This is a genomic window from Streptomyces sp. NPDC059900, assembly GCF_050270335.1.
Lineage (GTDB): Bacteria > Actinomycetota > Actinomycetes > Streptomycetales > Streptomycetaceae > Streptomyces.
Map to the genome: position 1 here is coordinate 1 of NZ_JBNNJZ010000096.1, position 21029 is coordinate 21029.

Genomic DNA, 21029 nt, shown 5'->3' on the forward strand with positions numbered 1-21029 from the left:
GGCTGAGGTTCGACCTGGCCAACACCGACGCGCTGCCCCCGGTGTGGAAGGAGCGCGCCCTGGAGCGGCTCGCGAACCGCCTTGTCGGCGGGGTCGTCAGCGTGCGCGCCTCCGAGCACCGTTCCCAGTGGCGCAACCGCGAGATGGCCGCGACCCGCCTGGCCTCGCTGCTCGCCGAGGCCACCGCACCGCCGCCGCGCCCCCGCCGCGCCACGAAGATCCCGCGGGGTATCAACGAACGGCGGCTGCGCGAGAAGAAGCAGCGCAGCCAGACCAAGCGAGGCCGCTCGGGGGAGGGCTGGGGCTGAGCCCCCGGTCACCCGGGGCCATCGGGCTCCGGTCACCCGGGGCGATGAGCCGGGCAGTCGTCCGCGGCGGCCCCGCCGCAAACTGTGCGTCAGCAAAGTCCGCCGGACGGGAAAACGGACGGGAAACTCGACGCGAAAAAGGTCCACTCACCGGTAATTTCGCGGACAAGGGTCAGCCCAGCTGTCGGTACTTCCCCTTGAAGTACGTCAGCGGGCCCCCGTCGGCGCTCGGCAGATCAGCCGAAAGTACTCGCCCGATGACGAGGGTGTGATCACCCGCCGTAACCGTCTGTTCGGTCCGGCACTCCAGGGTCGCGAGCGCGCCGCCGATCAGCGGCGCCCCCGACGCGTCACCCCGTACGTACGAAATGTCCTCGAAGAGCAGCCGGTCGCTGATCCTGCCCTTCATCGCGAACCGGCCCGCGATGTGGCGCTGGCTCTCGGCGAGCACGGAGACGCCCCACAGCGGCTGCTCGGCGAGCAGATCGTCCATCCGGGAGCCCTCACGCAGGCTGACCAGCACCAGCGGCGGGTCGAGCGAGACGGAGAGGAAGGCCGTCGCGGTCATGCCCACGTCCTCGCCGACCGGTGCGTGCGGGTCGTCCGCGTCCAGCGAGGGCTCGCAGGCCGTCACCAGGACCACACCCGCGGCGAGCCGGGACATGGCGGCGCGGAACTGTTCGTTGCTCACCCCCACAGGATGCCCGTCGGGGGACGGGGAACGCGGGGCGGGTGAGGCGGGGAGAGTCGCGGGAGCGCCCTCCTGGGATGTCTTCAGTACGGGAACCACGCACCCGACGCTAGCCGGGCCCGCCCCGGCGTCACATCGGGCCGTGGGCCGAGGCCGGGCCTAGGTCCGAGGGCCGAGAAGGCGCCCGGAGCCCGCGCGGGGCGCCCGGCGGGCAAGTGGACTGGACCAACGAAGGCTTTTCACCTGTGACTTGAGTCACAGGACCCATATTTTGTTGACCCTGTGTACCGGGCAAGCTGCTCGCTGTGATTCAGTGACGGTGGCAATCAGACACTGAGAGAACTCAGGTACTGAGGGAACAATAAGGGCGCTGCGAATCCTGGAGTTGCTGTCGAGGTCTCGGGGAGAGCGAGCAATGGAGACCGAGTCGGAGCCGTACGTCCGTCTTGCGACCCTGCGGCAGCTGCATCAGGTGGTGGCGGATCTCAACACGGCCCGGAGCCTGGCGGACACGCTGCAGACCGTCGCCGACGGCGTGGTCAACGGCCTTGGCTATGAACTGGCGTGCGTCAATCTCGTGCGCCCGGACGGCGATCTCGTCGTCGCCGCCTTCGCGGGCAACACCGCCGCCGAGGCCCTCATCACCGGCCGCGTCGGCTCGCGTGAGGCCTGGGAGAAGCGGCTCGCCATGGGCGAGGCCTGGGGGGCCCTGAGATTCATCTCGTACACCGAGGGCTGGGTCCTCGACGAGGACGACGTCCCGCAGTGGTACACCGACGGCCCCGAGCCCCGCTTCGAGGACGAGTGGCACCCCGCCGACCGCCTCTTCGCCCCCATGTACGCGACGGGCGCGTCCGGCGGCGAACTGCTCGGCGTGATCTCCGTTGACCGGCCCCGCAACGGCCGCAGGCCCGGCGCCTGGGGCCGCGAGGCCCTCCAGATGTACGCCTTCCAGGCCGCCATCGCGATCAGCAACGCCCGCCTCCGAGCCAACATGCAGCGCGCCCTGGTCCGCCTGGAGCGCGAGCAGCAGGCGCTGCGGGCCAGCGAGGAATCCTTCCGCCAGGCCTTCGAGTACGCCCCCTCCGGCATGGCCATCGCCGAGATGGGCGGCGACCAGCACGGCCGCATCCTGCGCACGAACGACGCGCTGTGCCGCCTGCTCGGCCGCCCCGCGTCCGCGATGCGCCGCTATTCGTTCTCCGACCTGGTCCACCCCGAGGACATCGGCACGCTTCTGCGGACCTCTGCCGAGGGCGGCCGTGCCGAGCTGCGCCTCGCCCGCCGCGACGGGACGTACGTCTGGGTTTCCCTGCGCAACTCCGTCGTCGCGGACGCCGCCGACGGGCCGCGCTTCCTGCTCACCCATGTCGAGGACGTCGAGGAGCGCAAGCGCCGCGAACTCCAGCTCGCGCACCGCGCATCGCACGACGCCCTCACCGGGCTGCCTAACTCCGCCGAGCTGCGCGCCCGCCTCAGCGCCCGGCTCTGTCGCAGGCCGCACGCGGGCCAGCCCAGCGCGGTCGACTCGCTGGACGCGGCATACGACGGCGTGTACGACTCCGAGGGGCAGCACAGCTTCGACTACGGCTCGAACGCCGCGCACAGCCTCCAGCAGAGCGGGGACGGCTTCGACCACCACGTGCACACGGTCGCGCCGCCGGAAGGTCCCGGGGACGCCGACGACGGCACGAAGGGCCTCGCGGTGCTCTTCTGCGACCTCGACGGCTTCAAGTCGATCAACGACCGCTTCGGGCACCACACGGGTGACGCGGTTCTCATCGAGGTCGCCAGGCGGCTGACCAGCGGCGTCCGCGACGGGGACACGGTCGCGCGGCTCGGCGGCGACGAGTTCGTCGTCCTCGCCGACGGCCTGGGCCGCGCCGACGCGCAGGACCTCGCGGTGCGGCTGCGCAACGCGATCATCCCGCCGATCAGGGTGGACGGCCGTGCGGTCCGGGTGGGCGCCAGTTTCGGCATCGGCTGGGCCCACTGCGGGATGTCGGCAGACGAGGTGTTGCACTCCGCTGACCAGCGGATGTACGTGGAGAAACGGTCCCGTGCCAAGCAGCACAGGAGGGCCGGATGAGGTCAACGACACCCCGTGGGCTCACTCGGAACGGGTAGGCTCCCCCGGTCAGCAATGTGAGGGAGTGACCTGGGAATGACGCCCGGCAATAACGGCGAACACACGCCGAACCCGCCAGAGGGCGACGACGATCCGTTCGGCTATCTGTACGAAGACGGACAGGCGGCCGGCGCCACCCCGCCCAGCGGCGGGGGCGGCTACGGGTACCCGGGTCCCCGGTCCTCGTACAACCAGGTGCGTGCGGTCGGCGACCGCAGGCCGGGTGCCTACGGAACGCAGGCCGCGCCGGCGTACGGCCAGCAGGTGCCGCAGCAGCCGCAGGCCTACGGCCAGCCGAACGCGCACTACGCCGCTCCGGAGACGCAGCCCGGCGGCGCCCCCGCGACGCCGCAGTACACCCCGGCGTCCCGCGGCTCGGGCGGCCGTGGCGGCGGCCCCAACACGAAGGGCCTCCTGATCGCGGCGATCGCGGTCGTCGCGGTCGTGGCCATCGGGATCGGCGCCGCGATGATTTTCGGCGGCGACGACGACAAGGGCGACGACGCGGCGGCGGGCGGTCAGCCCACGCAGGGCGAGACGGTCAAGCCCAGCGAGAAGCCGACGAAGAAGCCCGAGGAGCCGGCGGCCGACCTCCCGAAGACGGACGGGAAGGCCCTGAAGCTGGAGGGCGGCACGACCACGGCTTCGGACATAGACGGCGCGAAGTCCGAGGGCGGTGTCTATGTCGCCGGGTTCGACAAGGTCGGCGCCCAGGTGACGTGGACCGTCAACGGCATCCCGAAGGCCGGTTCGTACAGCCTCCGCGTGAACTACGGCGTTCCCGGCAAGGACTCGAACGCCACCATCCTCGTGAACGGCAAGAAGCAGACCCGTCCCCTGAACATGAAGAACTTCGCGGGCGCGGAGGAGGGGAACTGGGAGAAGGGCTGGACCAACACCTGGGCGGTCGTCCAGCTCACCAAGGGCACCAACGCGATCACGCTCACCTGCGCGCAGAGCGACCTGTGCGGCACGACCGGGGCGAACATCGACCAGATGTGGCTCGTGGAGGGCAGCAACGGCTGACCCCCCACGCCCACAACAGGGGTTCCTGCGGGGTTACTTCAGCAACCCCAGGAACCCCGCAACCGTCCCGGCCATCGCCTCGCGAGCCGGGACGAGGTATTTCCGGGGGTCGACGCCCGTCTCGTGGGCGCCCAGGTACTCCCGGACCGCACCCGTGAACGCCGTGTTCAGGGCCGTGCCCACATTGATCTTCACCATGCCGGCCGCCACCGCCGCGCGGATCTCCGCGTCGGGCACGCCGCTCGAACCGTGCAGCACCAGCGGCACGGGCACCGCCTTCGTCAGGGCGGTGATCAGCTCGTGGTCGAGGGACGCCGTGCGGGCGGTCATCGCGTGCGATGAACCGACCGCCACCGCGAGCGCGTCGACGCCCGTGGCGGCCACGTAAGCCGCGGCCTCCGCCGGGTCCGTCCGCACTCCGGGAGCGTGCGCGTCCAGCGGGGCCTCGCCCTCCTTGCCGCCCACCTTCCCGAGTTCCGCCTCGATCCAGATGCCGCGCTCATGCCCCCAGCGCACCGCGTCCGCGGTCGCCCCGACGTTCTGCTCGTACGACATCTTCGAGGCGTCGAACATCACCGAGCTGAAGCCCTCGGGGTGCGCGGCATGCAGCAGGTCCACGTCCATGACGTGGTCCAGGTGCAGGGAGAGCGGGGCCGACGACGCCTTCGCCACCGCCGCCGTCGCCGCGGCGATCGCGGACAGCCTTCCGCCGTGGAACTTCACGGCGTTCTCCGAGATCTGGAGGATCGCCGGGGTGCCCGCCTGCTCGGCGCCCGCCGCGATCGCCTCCGCGTGCTCCAGCGTGATCACGTTGAACGCGGCGACCCCGCGCCCCGCCGCGCGTGCGTCGGATACCAGGTCACCGGTGGATACGAGTGGCACGAATGTCCCCAATTCCCGGGCCGGAGCGGCCCGTTGTGCGTCGCTCACGCGGTGCGGCGCGCCATTGCGCCGCGGCGCGTCATCACGCCGCGGTGGCCTCGCCGGTCACCGCGACCCGCGCGAGCAGGTCTTCGTAGGTCGCGGGGACGAACTCGCCCGCCACAGGGGCCTCGACGGTCGCCGCGGAGAGGGCCACGGCCCGGGCGAGGCGGTCCGGCCACGGGAGTTCTTCCACCAGGGCGGAGAGCAGGCCCGCGACCGCCGAGTCACCGGCGCCCGTGGGGTTGCCGTGCACCCGGGCGGGCGGGGCCGCCTGCCAGGTGCCGTCCGGCGTGACGGCGCGCAGGCCCTTGGCGCCGAGCGATGCCACCACCGCGTGCGCGCCCCTGCGGCGGGCGTCGCGGGTCGCCTGGGCGGGCTCGTGGGAGCCGGTCAGCTCGGCCAGTTCGTCGGCGTTCGGCTTGATGATGTCGGGGCGGGCGCCCAGGCCGCGGCGCAGTGCCTCGCCGCTGGTGTCCAGGAGGACGGGGACCTTGGCGGCCCGCGCGGCCCGTACGAGGACCGCGTACGCGCCGACCGGGACGCCCGGCGGCAGGCTTCCGCAGAGCGCGACCGCGGCGGCGCCGCGGCGCAGCAGTTCTTCGTAGGACTCCTGGAACGCGGACCACTCCGCGGGGGAGATCGCCGGGCCCGGTTCGTTCAGCTGCGTCGTGTCGCCGGTCGCCGCGTCGACGACGGCGAGTGTGCGGCGGGTCGCGCCCCCGACGGGTACGAGGGCGTCCGTGACGCGGGGCTCGGGCGTGAGGCGGTCGTGCAGGGTGCGGCCCGTGTCGCCGCCGGCGAAGCCGGTGACCGTCACGTCGTGGCCGAGGGCGGCCAGGACGCGGGCGACGTTCAGGCCCTTGCCGCCGGGGCGTTCGATGACCTCGGTGACGCGGTGCGAGGCGTGCGGGACCAGGGCGGGGACGCGGTAGGTGATGTCCAGGGCGGCGTTCAGCGTGACCGTCAGAATCACTTGCCGCCCACCCCCGGGATCACTGGAGAACGCGCTTCCTGCTGTCCTCTTTCGCGGCTGATCATGCCAAAAAGAAGGCGGTTGGCCCAGGGGTCCGGGCCAACCGCCTTCTCTTCGACGCCTTTTCAGTGTGTAGTGAAATCACCCTAGTTGGACCTAATTGGGCGTAACTACCCACTCGCCCTTGCGCATGACGCCCTTGAGGGCGAACTCCGAGTCCAGGACCACCAGGTCGGCGTCCTTGCCGGGTTCGAGGGAGCCGACCCTGTCGTACATGCCCAGGAGCCTGGCCGGGTTGGCCGAGATGGCGCGCACGACGTCGCCGACCGGGAGCCCGTCGACGGTCACCGAGCGCTTGAAGGCGCGGTCCTGGGTGAGGGTTGAGCCCGCGATCGAGCCGCCCTCGACGAGGCGCGCGACGCTGTCCTTCACCTCGACCTCCAGCGGGCCGAGCATGTACCGGCCGTCGCCGAAGCCCGCCGCGTCCATCGCGTCCGTGATGAGCGCGGTGCGGGCCGCGCCCGCGTGGTGGAAGGCCAGTTCGAACGAGGCGGGGTGCAGATGCGTGCCGTCGTTGATCAGCTCGACCGTGATCCGCTCGTCCTCCAGGAGCGCGGCGATCGGGCCCGGCTCGCGGTGCCCGAGGCCCGGCATCGCGTTGTAGAGGTGCGTGGCGACGGTGGCGCCCGCGTCGATGGCCTCCATCGTCTGCTCGTACGACGCGTCCGTGTGGCCGATGGCCGCGATCACGCCGTGCTCGGCCAGGAGGCGTACGGAGTCGATGCCGCCCGGCAGTTCGGTGGCGAGCGTGAACATCTTCGCCTGGCCGCGGGCCGCGTCCATCAGCTTGCGCACGTCGGCGGGGTCGGGGTCGCGCAGCAGCGCCTCGCTGTGCGCGCCCTTGCGGCACGGCGAGATGAACGGGCCCTCGAAGTGGATGCCCGCGAGGTCGCCCTGTTCGGCCAGTTCGCTCAGCATGCCCGCGCGCTGGGCGAGGAAGTCCATCTCGCCGGTGACGGTCGACGCGACGACGGTCGTGGTGCCGTGCAGGCGGTGGGTGTGAATGCCCTTGAGCACGTCCTCGACGGTGCCGGAGGTGAAGGAGGCACCGCCGCCGCCGTGGTTGTGGATGTCGACGAATCCGGGGACGACCCAGTGGTCGGGGGCGAGGTCGATGACCTCGGCATCCCCGGGAGCGCTCCCTCCGATGCGCGCGCCGTCGACGATCACCCGGCCGCCGGTGACGGTCCCGGTGGGCAGGACCACCTGAGCACCGGCGAGGATTTTGCTAGTGGCCATCAGGCGGTTACCTCCGTGGATCGGGCGGGGTCGGGGTCGGTTCCTCCGAGGAGGTCCCAGGCGAGCAGGCCCGCGCCCAGGCACCCGGCGGTGTCGCCGAGGGCGGCCGGGACGATGAGCGGCTGGGTCTGGAACGTGACGATGCGTGCCGTCATGGCCGCCCGCAGGGGCGTGAACAACGTTTCCCCGGCCTCGGCGAGACCGCCACCGATGATCAGGGTGTGCGGGTCCAGGAGGGTGAGGGCGGTGATGAGGCCGTCCGCGAGCGCGTCGACGGCGTTCTGCCAGACCTCCCGTGCGCGGGGGTCGCCGGACTCCACGGCCTTCGCGCAGTCCGCGGCGTCCGCGTCCGGGTCGCCGCTGGCCGCGGCCCAGGCCTCGCTCACCGCGGAGGCCGACGCGAGACGCTCAAGGCAGCCGCGCTGGCCGCAGCCGCAGGGCGGGCCGCCGGGGCGCACGATGATGTGCCCGATCTCGCCCGCCGAGCCGTGGGCGCCGGGTTCTATGCCGCCGCCGATGCCGATGGCGCCGGCGATGCCTGTGCCGAGCGGCACGAAGAGGAACCGGTCGGCGCCCTTGCCCGCGCCGATGCGGCCCTCGGCGAGGCCGCCGGTGCGGACGTCGTGGCCCAGGGCCACGGGGATGCCTTCCAGCCTGCGGCTGAGCAGCTCGCGCATGGGGACGTCGCGCCAGCCGAGGTTCGCGGCGTAGACCGCTGTGCCGTGCTCGGTGTCGACGATTCCGGGGACCGCGACGCCGGCCGCTGCGGCGGGCTCCCCGAAGTGCTTGATCCCGTGGGCGCGGAGGTCGGCGGCGAAGTCGAGGATGGACTCGACCACGGCGTCGGGCCCGCGCTCCCGGCCGGTGGCCCGCCGCGCCTCGTACAGGAGCGCGCCGTCCGCCCCGACCAGGGCGGCCTTCATTCCGGTGCCGCCCACATCGAGGGCGATGACATGTCTCACGGGGAACAGTCTCGCGCGTCACTTGCGAGAGGTCTAGTCCACTTTGGGGTTTGCCCCGCCCAAAAGCTCCTTTCGGGGGTCGGTCGTCCGGCGGTGGAGCCGTGGCCGGAGCACGCCGTTGCACAAGCGATACTGAGGTGGTGTAGACCTCGTGTGCGTACACGGGAGAAAATCGCAGTTCACGTAGATCATCGAGGGTGGGAACAGCTGTGCAGCGGCGCGCGACAGGACTGACCGCGGCGATAGCCGCACTGGGCATGGCGGCAACGCTCGCCGGCTGCGGCGGTCCCGCCGACTCCGGCGACGTCACCCTCAAGCTGGTGGCAGCCGACTACGGCGACTCCAAGGAGAACAGCTCCCAGAAGTACTGGGACAAGCTCTCCGAGAAGTTCGAGGCCGCGAACCCCGGCATCAAGATCGACGTCGAGGTCTATTCGTGGACCGACGTGGACCGCAAGGTCAAGGAAATGGTCAAGGCGGGCGACGCCCCCGACATGGCCCAGATCGGCGCCTACGCCGACTACGCCGCACAGGACAAGCTGTACCGCGCCGAAGACCTGGTCTCCATCGCCACCCAGGCCGACTTCATGGCCCCCCTCGCCGACGCGGGCGAGGTCAAGCGCGTCCAGTACGGCATGCCGTTCGCCTCCTCCACGCGCCTGCTCTTCTACAACGAGAAGATCTTCAAGGACGCCAACCTCACCCCGCCGCAGAGCTGGACCGACCTGGCGGCCGACGCCAAGGTCCTCAAGGAACGCGGCGTGAAGATCCCCTACGCCCTGCCGCTCGGCTCGGAAGAGGCGCAGGCCGAGACGATGCAGTGGCTGCTCAGCGGTGGCGGCGGCTACACCGACAACGTCGGCTCGTACGACATCGACTCCACGCAGAACGTGAAGACCTTCACCTGGCTGAAGGACGATCTCGTCGGCAAGGGCCTGACCGGCGCCACGCCGCCCGCCGAACTCGACCGCGCCGAGGCCTTCGCCGCCTTCACGCGTGGCGACGTGGGCATGCTCAACGGCCACCCCACGCTGATGCAGATGGCCGCGAAGAAGGGCGTGAAGTACGGCATGGTGCCGATGCCCGGCGTGAACGGCCACGCGCAGGCCACGATGGGCGTCGCCGACTGGATGATGGCCTTCAAGCAGCACGGCAACCGCGAGGAGATCGGCAAGTTCCTCGACTTCGCCTACAGCACGAAGAACGTCCTGGACTTCTCCCGCGAGTACGACCTGCTGCCCGTGACCACCTCCGCCGCGCAGGAGATGACGGGCAACAAGAACGACAAGGCGCTCGCCGAGTTCCTCGACGAGCTGCCCACCTCGCAGCTGTACCCCGTGGGCAAGACGTCCTGGGCGCAGGTCTCCGTCGAGGTCAAGAAATACATCGGCAAGGCCGTCGGCCCGAACGGCAATCCGCAGTCGATCCTGAGCCAGATCCAGTCCAAGGCGGCGACCGAGGAGAACTCGGAATAGCGTGTCGGGCATGAGCCATGGCACGGACGACGCTTTCCCGGACACCGGCCTCTCCGAGCGTGATCGCGCGATCCTCGCCCTGGAGCGGCGGGACTGGGCGGCCGGTCCCGGAGCCAAGGAGCGCGCCGTCCGCGAGCAGCTCGGTCTGGTGCCGGTCCGCTACTACCAGCTCCTGAACGCCCTGCTCGACGACCCACGCGCCCTCGCGCACGATCCGGTGACCGTCAACCGGCTCCGGCGGGTCAGGGAGTCCCGGCGCGGGGAGCGTTGAGCGCAGGGGCGGGCGTAGGGTCTGGCGCATGGGTGACCCCGAGTACTCTTCCGAGCTGCCCGAGCCCGTGACTCCCGCCGGGCGCGAGGGTCTTGCCGCGCTTCTCGCGCGGCCCGGGAAGGCTGTGATCGCGCTCGACTTCGACGGCACGCTCGCGGCGATCGTGCCCGATCCCGAGCAGGCCCGCGCCCATCCCGGCGCCGTTCCCGCCCTCGCCGCGCTCGCGCCGAAGGTGCGGTCCGTCGCGGTGGTGACGGGGCGGCCCGCGGGAGTCGCGGTGCGGTACGGCGGCCTTGCGGGGGTGCCGGGGCTCGAACACCTCGTCGTGCTCGGGCATTACGGTGCCGAGCGCTGGGACGCGGTGTCCTCTGCGGTTCATGCGGCTGATCCGCACCCCGGGGTGGCGGCCGTGCGGGCCGAGTTGCCCGGGTTCCTGGACGGGATCGGGGCGTGGCGCGGTACCTGGATCGAGGAGAAGGGGCGGGCGGTCGCCGTCCATACCCGCCGGGCGCGGGATCCGCAGGCCGCGTTCGAGGCGTTGCGCGATCCGCTCGCGGAGCTGGCGTCCCGCCACGGTCTGATCGTCGAACCGGGGCGGCTTGTCCTTGAGTTGCGTCCGCCGGGGATGGACAAGGGGGTTGCCCTTGCTGAGTACGTCCGTGAGGTGGGCGCGGAGAGTGTCCTCTACGCGGGGGACGATCTGGGTGACCTTCCCGCTTTCGCGGCGGTGGAGAAGCTGCGTTCTGATCAGGTGCGGGGGCTGTTGGTGTGCAGTGGCAGCTCGGAGGTGGTGGAGCTTGCCGAGCGGGCGGACCTCGTGGTGGACGGCCCCGAGGGGGTCGTGACCCTGCTGTCAGCAATCGCCGCCCGGCTGTCCTGACCGCAAGGATTAGTCCCCAACCCCGCCCCTTCCCGCTAACTCGCCGGCGCGAGGGCCTTGCGTGCCGTCATCACCGGCTCCGCCGAGTTCGTCCTCAAACGCCGGACGGGCTGAGATATCCGCCGGTCCGGGGTGATCTTTCAGCCGTCCGGCGATTGAGGACCGGGGGTCTGGGGGCGGAGCCCCCTGCGCGGCGCAGCCGCCAATGGATGCAGCCGGGAAGGGGCGGGGTTGGGGAAAATTCCTTACCCCAGGGCGCGGAGCTGGTCCAGGAACCACTGGGCCGGGGGGAGGGCCGTGGCCGCCGCGGCGAGGCGCTTCGTGCGTTCCGCGCGCTCCGCCAGAGGCATCGTCAGCGCCGTATGCAGGGCGGCAGCCGTAGCCGTCACGTCATACGGATTCACCACCACCGCATCCTCGCCCAACTCCTCGTACGCCCCCGCCTCCCGGGAGAGGACCAGCGCGCACCCCTCGTCGGAGACGACCGGAACCTCCTTGGCCACCAGGTTCATCCCGTCCCGGATGGGGTTCACCAGGGCCACGTCGGCGAGACGGTACGCCGCGAGCGAGCGCGCGAAGTCGTCCTTCACGTGCAGGACGACCGGCGTCCAACCCTCCACCCCGAACTCGGAGTTGATCTCGTCCGCCAGCCTCTGCACGGAGGCGGTGTAGTCGCGGTACACCGCGAGATCCTGCCGCGACGGATACGCGAACGCGACATGCACGACCCGCTCCCGCCACTCGGGCCGCGTGGCGAGCAGCTCCCGGTACGCCTGCAAGCCCCGCACAATGTTCTTGGAGAGCTCGGTCCGGTCGACCCGGACGATCACCTTCCGATCGCCGTCCCCGGAACCGGAGCCCCCGATCTGCTCCCGCAGCGCGACGAGCCGCTCCTCCACGTCCTCCCGCCGCGACCGCTCCCGCAGGAAGTCCGCGTCGGCCCCGAGCCCGTGCACCCCGATCCGCGTCCCCGACGTGCCCCCGAGGAGCGCGACGCAGCAGTCGCTGAACGCGTCCGCCCACCGCCCCGTCAGGAACGCCGCCCGGTCGGCGCCCAGGATGCCGCGGAGCAGCTGCTCGGCGACGTCGTCCGGCAGCATCCGGAAGTAGTCCACCGGCGCCCACGGCGTGTGCGAGAAGTGGCCGATGCGCAGGTCGGGGCGCAGCTCGCGCAGCATCCCCGGCACCAGGGCCAGGTGGTAGTCCTGGACGAGGACCGCAGCGCCCCCGGCCGCGCTCTCGGCGAGCGCCTCGGCGAAGGCGCGGTTGTAGGTCTCGTACGACGCCCACTGTGCGCGGAACTCCGGGCCGAAGGCCGGTTCGAGCGGCGTCTGGTACAGCATGTGGTGGACGAACCACAGGACCGAGTTCGCGATTCCGTTGTACGCGTCGGCGTGCACCCCCTCGTGCGAACCCGCGTCGATGTCGAGCATCCGCACGCCGGGCTCGCCGACCCCGCGCCGCACGGCCTCCCGGTCGCCGTCGCCCAGTGCCGCGCACACCCACAGCGCGGCCTCGGAGTCGCCGATCGCGCTGAGCCCGGAGACGAGTCCGCCGCCGCCCCGCTTGGCCGTCAGCTCCCCGTTCTCCTCCAGGGCGTACGAGACGGGGCCGCGGTTGGACGCGACGAGGACCTGGGCTGCGGCGTGCTCGGAGACCATGTGCGCAACCTAGCCCTTCCGGGAAGGGCTCAAACGTACGGCCGGACCGCGATGACCCGGCCGTATACGTTCAGGGACAAGGGCCTAGTTCCGTCTGCTCCGTGCCGCCGCCACCGCGAGCGCGCCCAGGACGCACAGGGAGATCGCGAGGCCCGCGTACAGCATCGTGTCCGAGTTGCTGCCGCTGTCGGCCAGCTGTCCGCGGCCGCTGTGCTGCTCGTCCGCGGGGGTGAGTTCGATGCGGTCGACGGTCCTGGTGTTCGCGTACGACGATGCGCCGTGACGCACCTCCGCGGCCGGGGCGGCGGAGGCAGGCGCGGCCGCGGCGCCGAGCAGTCCTGCCATGAGGCCGACCGTGGCCATGGTCATGCGACCGTTGCGTCGCGCGCTTCCCACTGCATGTCTTTGCCACATAAGTGGGGAATGTAGACAAAATGCCCGGCGATGAGTGGTTACGCCACGCGGCGTGCCGTGTACTCCGCGACGCCGGACATCGGCGGGCGCTCCTCCGTGTCGACCGAATGGGTCCGCGGCTCGAACCCCTGCTCGCCCCGTTCGAACTGTATGAGCTCGGGGCGTACGAGATGGCCGCGCGCCAGGCGCAGCTGTGCCGTCCGGTAGATCGCCGCGGCCATCCGGCCGAGCGCCTGCCCGTCCTGGTGGCGGTGCTTGCGCACCCCGACGTCGACCTGCGCGAGCGCGTCGAGGCCCACGGTGTGCAGCGCGTCGACGAGCAGCCCGAGCTCCACGCCGTACCCGACGGGGAACGGCAACCGCTCAAGGAGGGACCGGCGCGCCGCGTACTCCCCGCCCAGCGGCTGCACGAATCCGGCGAGTTGGGGCCAGTGCATGTTGAGCAGCGGGCGCGCCATCAGCTCGGTGACCCGGCCGCCCTGGTCGTCGGTCCCGGCCAGCGGGCGGTCGTACATCGCCTTCACGAAGTCCACGTCGGGCTCGGTCAGGAGCGGGCCCACGATCCCCGTCACGAAGTCCGCCGAGAACTCCCTCAGGTCCGCGTCGACGAACGCGACGATGTCGCCGCCGGTCACCAGGAGCGAGCGCCACAGGACCTCGCCCTTGCCGGGCACGGCCGGGATGCGCGGCAGGATCTCGTCCCGGTGCACGACCCGCGCGCCCGCCGCCCCGGCGACCTCGGCCGTGCGGTCGGCGGAGCCGGAGTCGATCACCACGAGTTCGTCGACGAGGGCGGCCTTCTCGACCAGCTCGCGGCGGATCTCGGCGACGATCTCGCCGACCGTCGCCTCCTCGTCGAGCGCGGGCAGGACGACACTCACCGAGGCTCCCGACGCCCGTTTGGCGGCGACGAGCGCGCTGAGCGGGCGGTCGGCAACAGACCAGGAACGCCTGGTCAGCCAGCGCTCGGCCTCTTCCAGCACGGGGGGCTCCTCCTGTGTGTGGCCTACATGTGATCCATCTCGCGGTTCGGACGACTATCTCAAGGGTCCAGGCCGTCGGTTACAGTCTTGAACAACGCCGATGACCATCGCATGCCGGGGTCATCGCGCAACAAATGCCCCGGGCCCCTGAAGCCCGGCGCCATACCGCTCATCCAGAGGGGCAGAGGGATACGGCCCGTTGAAGCCCCGGCAACCATCCCGCCGACCGCGCACGCGAGGTCTCGGTGGGGAAGGTGCCAATTCCGTCTCGCGGCGAGATGCGTCGCGAGGAAGATGAGGAGAAAGGGCCTCGCCTCCATGGCTGCGCAGACTGTCGCAACGAACGACACCACCCCCTCCACCACGACGTCCACGGGTTCTGTGGACCTCGGCCCCGCGTCCGGCCTCTCCTGCCGCGAGTGCGGCGAGCTCTACCCGCTCGGCCCGATCTTCGCCTGCCAGGCCTGTTTCGGCCCGCTCGAAGTCGCGTACGACCTGCCGACCGGTGACCCCGAGGCGCTGCGCAAGCAGATCGAGTCCGGCCCGGACAACATCTGGCGCTACGCCCCGCTCCTTCCCGTCCCGGCGGACGTCGCCGAGAAGCCCAACATCAACCCCGGTTGGACCAAGCTCGTCAAGGCCGACAACCTCGCCCGCGAGCTCGGCGTCGAGCAGGGCAAGCTGTTCGTCAAGGACGACTCCGGCAACCCGACGCACTCCTTCAAGGACCGCGTCGTGGCGCAGGCCATCGAGGCCGCCCGCGCCTTCGGCTTCACCACGCTCTCCTGCTCCTCCACCGGCAACCTCGCGGGCGCCGTCGGTGCCGCCGCGGCCCGCGCCGGCTTCCGTTCCTGCGTGTTCATCCCGCACGACCTGGAGCAGGGCAAGGTCGTCATGGCCGCGGTGTACGGCGGCGAGCTCGTCGGCATCGAGGGCAACTACGACGACGTGAACCGCTTCTGCTCCGAGCTCATCGGCGACCCGCTGGGCGAGGGCTGGGGCTTCGTGAACGTGAACCTGCGGCCGTACTACGGCGAGGGTTCCAAGACCCTCGCGTACGAGATCTGCGAGCAGCTGGGGTGGGTCCTTCCCGACCAGCTGGTCATCCCGATCGCCTCCGGATCGCAGCTCACGAAGATCGACAAGGGCCTCAAGGAGCTCATCAAGCTCGGGCTCGTCGAGGACAAGCCCTACAAGATCTTCGGAGCGCAGGCCGAGGGGTGCTCGCCGGTGTCCACCGCCTTCAAGGCCGGGCACGACGTCGTGCGCCCGCAGAAGCCGGACACCATCGCCAAGTCGCTCGCCATCGGCAACCCCGCCGACGGGCCGTACGTCCTGGACATCGCGCGCCGTACGGGCGGTGCGGTGGAGGACGTGAACGACGAGCAGGTCGTCGACGCGATCAAGCTGCTCGCGCGGACCGAGGGCATCTTCGCGGAGACCGCGGGCGGTGTGACGGTGGGCGTCACGAAGAAGCTGATCGAGGCCGGTCTCATCGACCCGGCGCTCACCACCGTGGTGCTGAACACCGGTGATGGCCTCAAGACCCTGGACGCTGTTGCCGAGACCTCTCAGGCGACCGCGACGATCAAGCCCAACCTTGACGCGTTTCGCGCCGCGGGTCTTGCCGGTTAACCGCCGCAGGGCCTGAGCCTTCCTCCGTCTGCGGACCGTCGTGGCTGGTCGCGCAGTTCCCCGCGCCCCTGACGGGGCGCCCCACGCCCCCGAACTACCGAGGTGATCCCCATGAGCGTGAACGTTCGTATCCCCACCATTCTCCGCACCTACACCGGCGGTCAGTCCGAGGTCGCCGCCGAGGGGGCGAACCTCTCCGAGGTCATTGCCGACCTGGAGAAGAACCACGCCGGTATCGCGGCCCGCGTCCTGGACGACCAGGGCAAGCTGCGGCGCTTCGTGAACGTCTACGTGAACGACGACGACGTCCGCTTCGAGCAGGGTCTGGAGACCGCGACGCCGGACGGCGCCGGCATCTCGATCATTCCCGCCGTCGCCGGTGGTTGATTCTTTAAAGAAATACCCTGCGTAATCGGCTTTGCCCCCTCCGCGAGAGAAGTGGAGGGGGCAATTCCATGTGGTTGAGCACGGTACAGTTGGGAAGCGAGCTTCCCCGTTTGTGCCGAGCGCATATACGAAGTCGCCCTGAGGGCGACAAGAAGCAGCCAAAGTGCACTGCCCATTTGCCCCTCTCGTGGCATTTGTCCGGCCCGACTTGCCCTGAACTCCGGTAAATCCTCCGCATATTTCCGATCAGGCGTGCCCAGAATTCTCGTCTGATTGACCTGTTGCAGAGGGCAGTTGGACAGATACATTCAGCCGCGGTCGACGCGTTCCGGCGCACGCCTCCACAACCCATTGGGGGGGTGAGGTCTGACCCGGGTCCGCGAAGTGCGGGTCCGTGCAAGGGCCAGTAATAGGGGAGTTAGGCATGGCTCAGGGCACCGTCAAGTGGTTCAACGCGGAGAAGGGGTACGGCTTCATCGCGGTCGACGGTGGTGCGGATGTATTCGTCCACTACAGCGCGATCCAGATGGACGGCTACCGCACCCTTGAAGAAGGTCAGCGAGTTGAGTTCGAGATCTCGCAGGGCCAGAAGGGTCCGCAGGCGGACATGGTCAAGCTCGCCGTCTGATCTCGGCGCGATCGACCAGTGACTTAGCGAGTGACGAGGGGCCCGTATCCCGACAGGGGTACGGGCCCCTCGTGCGTCCGGGCGTGTGCGCCGCACCGCGCCCTGGACGCGCGCCCCCTCCGTACGTCCGGGATCCACTAGAGGCGCTTGCACTCGCAGGGGTCGAGTGCTAATCATTGGGCTTAGCACTCTCCGAGTGAGAGTGACAGAACTTGGATCGGGTCGGTGAGGCCCGCAGGCCGGGTGGGGCAAGGAACCACAAGGCTTGCAGGCCGTCCGTCGCGGGCACCGATGCGATCCGGAGCATGCCACCCCTGTCCGGGAGGACCACTTCACATGGCCAAGATCATCGCGTTCGACGAGGAGGCACGGCGCGGCCTCGAGCGCGGCATGAACCAGCTCGCCGACGCCGTCAAGGTGACCCTGGGCCCCAAGGGTCGCAACGTCGTCCTCGAGAAGAAGTGGGGTGCCCCCACGATCACCAACGATGGTGTTTCCATCGCCAAGGAGATCGAGCTCGAGGACCCGTACGAGAAGATCGGCGCCGAGCTGGTCAAGGAGGTCGCGAAGAAGACGGACGACGTCGCCGGTGACGGCACGACGACCGCGACCGTCCTGGCGCAGGCGCTGGTCCGCGAGGGCCTGCGCAACGTAGCCGCCGGTGCCAACCCGATGGCCCTCAAGCGCGGCATCGAGAAGGCCGTCGAGGCCGTCTCGGGCGCCCTGCTCGAGCAGGCCAAGGACGTGGAGACCAAGGAGCAGATCGCTTCGACCGCCTCCATCTCCGCCGCCGACACCCAGATCGGCGAGCTCATCGCCGAGGCCATGGACAAGGTCGGCAAGGAAGGCGTCATCACCGTCGAGGAGTCGCAGACCTTCGGGCTCGAGCTTGAGCTCACCGAGGGCATGCGCTTCGACAAGGGCTACATCTCGGCGTACTTCGCCACGGACATGGAGCGTATGGAGGCGTCGCTCGACGACCCGTACATCCTGATCGTGAACTCGAAGATCTCGAACGTGAAGGACCTCCTTCCGCTCCTCGAGAAGGTCATGCAGTCCGGCAAGCCGCTGCTGATCATCGCCGAGGACGTCGAGGGCGAGGCCCTGTCGACCCTGGTCGTCAACAAGATCCGTGGCACCTTCAAGTCCGTCGCCGTCAAGGCGCCCGGCTTCGGTGACCGCCGCAAGGCCATGCTCGGCGACATCGCCATCCTCACCGGTGGCACCGTCATCTCCGAGGAGGTCGGCCTCAAGCTGGAGAACGCCGGTCTCGACCTGCTCGGCCGCGCCCGCAAGGTCGTCATCACCAAGGACGAGACCACGATCGTCGACGGCTCCGGCGAGAGCGACCAGGTCCAGGGTCGCGTCAACCAGATCCGCGCCGAGATCGAGAACTCGGACAGCGACTACGACCGCGAGAAGCTGCAGGAGCGCCTGGCGAAGCTCGCCGGCGGTGTTGCGGTCATCAAGGCCGGTGCCGCGACCGAGGTCGAGCTCAAGGAGCGCAAGCACCGCATCGAGGACGCCGTTCGCAACGCGAAGGCGGCCGTCGAAGAGGGCATCGTCGCCGGTGGTGGCGTGGCGCTGCTGCAGGCCGCCGCCGTCTTCGAGAAGCTGGAGCTCGAGGGTGACGAGGCGACCGGCGCCAACGCCGTGAAGCTCGCCCTGGAGGCCCCGCTCAAGCAGATCGCCGTCAACGGCGGCCTTGAGGGCGGCGTCGTCGTCGAGAAGGTCCGCAACCTCACCGTCGGCCACGGCCTGAACGCCGCGACCGGTGAGTACGTCGACATGATCGCCGAGGGCATCCTCGACCCGGCGAAGGTCACGCGCTCTGCCCTGCAGAACGCCGCGTCCATCGCCGCGCTGTTCCTCACCACCGAGGCCGTCATCGCCGACAAGCCGGAGAAGGCGGGCGCTGCCCCGGCCGGCGGCGGCATGCCGGGCGGTGACATGGACTTCTGATCGACCTCTGGTTGATCGACGTCCCGTACGTACCGAGGGCGGCACTCCTTCTCACGAAGGGGTGCCGCCCTCGGGCGTTGCCAGGGCATAGGCGATGCCCTCGTCGATGCCGGTCTCCAGGCCTTTGCGGAAGGCGGCCTCGTACGCCAGGTCGCCGATGGTGTCGCGGACCCGGCGCTCGCAGGCCCGGCGGGCGGTCACGAGGTCCAGATTTCCCAGCTGAGCGACGCCGACGGAGCGCCACAGCACATCGGAGATCCCGAGCAGCCGCGCGGTCTGCTCGGGGTCGTCCATGGCCGAGGTCAGCATGTCGACGCTCAGGGCGGCACCGAGGATGTCGTGGAGCCGCCATTTGATCGCCAGGCCGTCGCGGGCGTGCCGCACCGCCGAGGACGGGTCGCCGTTGCCGAGAGCGGTTCCGGCCAGCAGGTAGAAGGCGAAACTGCGCATCCACTGCTCGCCGTGCCGCTCGCACTCCTCGTGCAGGGTGGCGGCGGCCACGGCGGCCCGGTCGAAGTCGCCGAGACGGAGATGGGCGAAGGTCACGGTGGAGAGCAGGAGGAGTTTGACGGCGGGTGAACCGCCGCCGCAGCCGGGCGAACCGGCCGCTGGTGCGACAACGCCGAGCGCATGCGCCGACCGGCCGCTCAGCGTCAGCCAGGTCCCTTCGAGGTAGCGGGCGGCGTCGACCGCCGCCGGATCGCCGAGCCGGTCCGCCAGCGGATTGCAGAGGTCCACCAGCCGGCCGGTGGTTTCGAGGTCGCCCTGCGTGAAGGCCACCACGCCCTGGGTCCACAGGGCCCAGAAGCGTTCCGGCCCGGGGCCGGGTCCCGGGCCGGGACAAGGGGACTTGGCGAGGGCACGGTCCAGGTAGTGGCGGCCTTCGCGCTGGAAGCCGCAGCAGAACCAGAAGAACCACAGACTGCCGGTCATCTCCAGGCTGTCGCGCGGGTCCGCGTCGGCCAGGCAGCTCTCGAGGGCCGCACGCAGGTTGGCGTGCTCGGCCGTGCAACGCTCGTACCAGGCCACCTGGTCGGGTCCCGCCCACTGCCGGCCGCCGGTGCGGGCGAGCCAGCGGTAGTAGTCCCGGTGCCGCTCCGAAAGGAGTCGTTCCTCGCCGAGGTTCCGCAGCCAGTCCTCGCCGTACTCCCGGACGGTGTCCAGCATCGAGTAGCGCAGGCCGCGCCGGGTCTTCGTCGATCGCAGGAGCGACTTGTCCACCAGCGCGGAGAGGAGCCCGCCGATCTGTGCGCTGCCCAGCGGGCCCCCGGCGCAGACCAGTTCGGCCGCCTCCAGCTCGAAGCCGTCGGCGAACACGGAGAGGCGGGCCCAGGCAAGCCGCTCCTGCGGAGTGCACAGTTCGTGGCTCCAGCCGATGGCCGTGCGCAGGGTCAGGTGCCGGGGGTCGCTCTCGCCGTGCCACATGCCCGGAGAGGGGTGGCCGAGCGTTTCGTAGCGGGCGTGCAGGCGCCGGCGCAGTGCGTCGAGGTCCATCTCGGGCAGGCGGGCGGCGGCCAGTTCGATGGCGAGGGGGATGCCCTCCAGGTGCGCGCAGATCTCCGCCACCGCTGTGCCGTCCTCCCTGGTGACACCCGCGCGTTCCATGAACAGCAGTGATGCGTCGGAGGGTTGTGTGCCGCCGGCGTCGACAGGCAGCGGAGGAACGACGATCGGCTGTTCTCCCCGCAGGGCCAGGGGGCGGCGGCTGGTCGCCAGGACGCGTACTCCGGGGGCGGTGACCAGCAGGGTTCGTACGAAGTCGGCGCAGTCGGCGGTCAGATGTTCGCAGCAGTCCAGGATCAGCAGCAGCCTCTTGTCGGCCAGCCAGTCGACCACCACCTCGCTCGCGGTCCGGGTGCTCTGGTCGGCAAGGCGCAGGGCCTCGTACAGGGCGAGGGGCAGGAGGGCCGGTTCGCTCAGCTGGGCGAGGCCGACCAGCCACACCCCGTCGGGGAAGCCGTCCCGCAGTTCGGCTCCGGCGCGCTGTGCCAGGCGGGTCTTGCCCACGCCGCCCACGCCGGTCAGCGTCACCAGCCGGACTTGGGAGACGGCTTGTGCGATGGCCCGCAGTTCGGCCCCGCGTCCGACGAAGCTCGTCGTCTCGTCCGGCAGGTTTCCGCCCTGTCTGCCTTGCACGGATTCACGCATGGTGGCCTCCCCGCCCGGACGCGCGGACTTTTGGGCCCGGCCGTCGCTGCTTACCGTTCGTGAGTCTGCTCTCCGTCACGGCGCCGGTCCCGCGGATGTCGTGAGATGCCCGTTTCTCCGTGCAAGCCGCTCCTGTCACCGCACTTCGGGGTCAGGCCTGGTCATCTACCGCCTACTCCGATCAACCCCACACGGAGGGAGGCGCCAGTGGGCCATAGTGACCATCACCCGTCACGGAGCGTGAGTTTCGGGGTAGGGCCGGGCCATAACCGTC

19 protein-coding genes and 1 riboswitch are annotated in these 21029 nt (G+C 70.4%); of the genes, 10 read left to right on the forward strand and 9 right to left on the reverse strand.

Features of this window, described 5'->3' with window-relative positions; translation table 11 throughout:
• The coding region (locus ACQKIP_RS16240) for an aminoacyl-tRNA hydrolase (protein ID WP_427743251.1) at positions 1 to 308 on the forward strand (308 nt) is incomplete at its 5' end.
• A 172-nt stretch (positions 309 to 480) separates the two neighbouring features.
• Here the strand turns inward: ACQKIP_RS16240 and ACQKIP_RS16245 are convergent.
• Entirely contained in the window at positions 481 to 972 is a 492-nt protein-coding gene (locus ACQKIP_RS16245; protein WP_427743258.1) for a flavin reductase family protein, read from the reverse strand.
• 442 nt (positions 973 to 1414) lie between these two features.
• Between ACQKIP_RS16245 and cdgB the strand changes: the two genes are divergently transcribed.
• The gene (gene cdgB / locus ACQKIP_RS16250) at positions 1415 to 3088 is read left to right on the forward strand and encodes a diguanylate cyclase CdgB (RefSeq protein WP_365860298.1); all 1674 of its coding nucleotides are present in this window, start codon (positions 1415 to 1417) and stop codon (positions 3086 to 3088) included.
• A gap of 75 nt (positions 3089 to 3163) precedes the next feature.
• Positions 3164 to 4153, forward strand: a complete 990-nt coding sequence (locus tag ACQKIP_RS16255) for a carbohydrate-binding protein (RefSeq protein WP_365860299.1) — start codon at positions 3164 to 3166, stop codon at positions 4151 to 4153.
• 33 nt (positions 4154 to 4186) lie between these two features.
• Here the strand turns inward: ACQKIP_RS16255 and ACQKIP_RS16260 are convergent, their stop codons facing one another.
• The 4 genes from ACQKIP_RS16260 to ACQKIP_RS16275 form a co-directional block, all read right to left on the reverse strand.
• Positions 4187 to 5035, reverse strand: a complete 849-nt coding sequence (locus ACQKIP_RS16260) for a class II fructose-bisphosphate aldolase (RefSeq protein WP_365860300.1) — start codon at positions 5033 to 5035, stop codon at positions 4187 to 4189.
• An 82-nt stretch (positions 5036 to 5117) separates the two neighbouring features.
• Positions 5118 to 6050 carry a 1-phosphofructokinase family hexose kinase gene (locus ACQKIP_RS16265; RefSeq protein ID WP_365860301.1) on the reverse strand — a complete coding sequence of 311 codons (933 nt, stop codon included), beginning with the start codon at positions 6048 to 6050 and terminating at the stop codon, positions 5118 to 5120.
• Positions 6051 to 6206: 156 nt separating this feature from the next.
• Complete coding sequence (gene nagA / locus ACQKIP_RS16270) at positions 6207 to 7349, reverse strand: N-acetylglucosamine-6-phosphate deacetylase (protein WP_365860302.1); 1143 nt, start codon at positions 7347 to 7349, stop codon at positions 6207 to 6209.
• Positions 7349 to 8311 (reverse strand): ROK family protein, encoded by a 963-nt coding sequence (locus ACQKIP_RS16275; RefSeq protein WP_365860303.1) that lies wholly within the window; start codon positions 8309 to 8311, stop codon positions 7349 to 7351. Before ACQKIP_RS16275 ends, nagA begins: the two co-directional genes overlap by 1 nt.
• 257 nt (positions 8312 to 8568) lie before the next feature.
• Here ACQKIP_RS16275 and ACQKIP_RS16280 point away from each other — a divergent pair, with 257 nt between their 5' ends.
• From ACQKIP_RS16280 to otsB, 3 genes are read left to right on the forward strand one after another with little or no spacing between them, the layout of a single operon-like run.
• Positions 8569 to 9786: an ABC transporter substrate-binding protein gene (locus ACQKIP_RS16280; protein WP_365860482.1), complete on the forward strand. Its 1218-nt coding sequence runs from the start codon at positions 8569 to 8571 to the stop codon at positions 9784 to 9786.
• A 10-nt stretch (positions 9787 to 9796) separates the two neighbouring features.
• The gene (locus ACQKIP_RS16285) at positions 9797 to 10057 is read left to right on the forward strand and encodes a DUF3263 domain-containing protein (RefSeq protein ID WP_361194426.1); all 261 of its coding nucleotides are present in this window, start codon (positions 9797 to 9799) and stop codon (positions 10055 to 10057) included.
• A gap of 28 nt (positions 10058 to 10085) precedes the next feature.
• Positions 10086 to 10937 (forward strand): trehalose-phosphatase, encoded by an 852-nt coding sequence (otsB, locus tag ACQKIP_RS16290; protein ID WP_365860304.1) that lies wholly within the window; start codon positions 10086 to 10088, stop codon positions 10935 to 10937.
• Between the two features lie 245 nt (positions 10938 to 11182).
• Here otsB and ACQKIP_RS16295 read toward each other — a convergent pair whose 3' ends face one another.
• From ACQKIP_RS16295 to ACQKIP_RS16305, 3 genes are all read right to left on the reverse strand, one after another.
• Positions 11183 to 12598 carry an alpha,alpha-trehalose-phosphate synthase (UDP-forming) gene (locus ACQKIP_RS16295; protein ID WP_365860305.1) on the reverse strand — a complete coding sequence of 472 codons (1416 nt, stop codon included), beginning with the start codon at positions 12596 to 12598 and terminating at the stop codon, positions 11183 to 11185.
• Between the two features lie 84 nt (positions 12599 to 12682).
• Positions 12683 to 12967, reverse strand: a complete 285-nt coding sequence (locus tag ACQKIP_RS16300; protein WP_365860306.1) for a hypothetical protein — start codon at positions 12965 to 12967, stop codon at positions 12683 to 12685.
• A gap of 83 nt (positions 12968 to 13050) precedes the next feature.
• On the reverse strand, positions 13051 to 13995 hold the full coding sequence (locus ACQKIP_RS16305) for a glucosyl-3-phosphoglycerate synthase (RefSeq protein WP_365860307.1): 945 nt from the start codon (positions 13993 to 13995) through the stop codon (positions 13051 to 13053).
• Positions 13996 to 14161: 166 nt separating this feature from the next.
• Positions 14162 to 14296: riboswitch (SAM riboswitch) on the forward strand.
• Between the two features lie 17 nt (positions 14297 to 14313).
• Here ACQKIP_RS16305 and thrC point away from each other — a divergent pair.
• The 4 genes from thrC to groL all read left to right on the forward strand — a co-directional run bounded on the left by thrC (position 14314) and on the right by groL (position 18607).
• Entirely contained in the window at positions 14314 to 15630 is a 1317-nt protein-coding gene (thrC, locus tag ACQKIP_RS16310) for a threonine synthase (protein WP_365860308.1), read from the forward strand.
• Between the two features lie 111 nt (positions 15631 to 15741).
• The gene (locus ACQKIP_RS16315) at positions 15742 to 16017 is read left to right on the forward strand and encodes a MoaD/ThiS family protein (protein ID WP_361194437.1); all 276 of its coding nucleotides are present in this window, start codon (positions 15742 to 15744) and stop codon (positions 16015 to 16017) included.
• Between the two features lie 424 nt (positions 16018 to 16441).
• Entirely contained in the window at positions 16442 to 16645 is a 204-nt protein-coding gene (locus ACQKIP_RS16320; RefSeq protein WP_005315736.1) for a cold-shock protein, read from the forward strand.
• 336 nt (positions 16646 to 16981) lie between these two features.
• Positions 16982 to 18607 carry a chaperonin GroEL gene (gene groL / locus ACQKIP_RS16325; protein WP_361194440.1) on the forward strand — a complete coding sequence of 542 codons (1626 nt, stop codon included), beginning with the start codon at positions 16982 to 16984 and terminating at the stop codon, positions 18605 to 18607.
• Positions 18608 to 18658: 51 nt separating this feature from the next.
• Here groL and ACQKIP_RS16330 read toward each other — a convergent pair whose 3' ends face one another.
• Complete coding sequence (locus ACQKIP_RS16330; RefSeq protein ID WP_365860309.1) at positions 18659 to 20755, reverse strand: ATP-binding protein; 2097 nt, start codon at positions 20753 to 20755, stop codon at positions 18659 to 18661.
• Between the last annotated feature and the right edge of the window lie 274 nt (positions 20756 to 21029).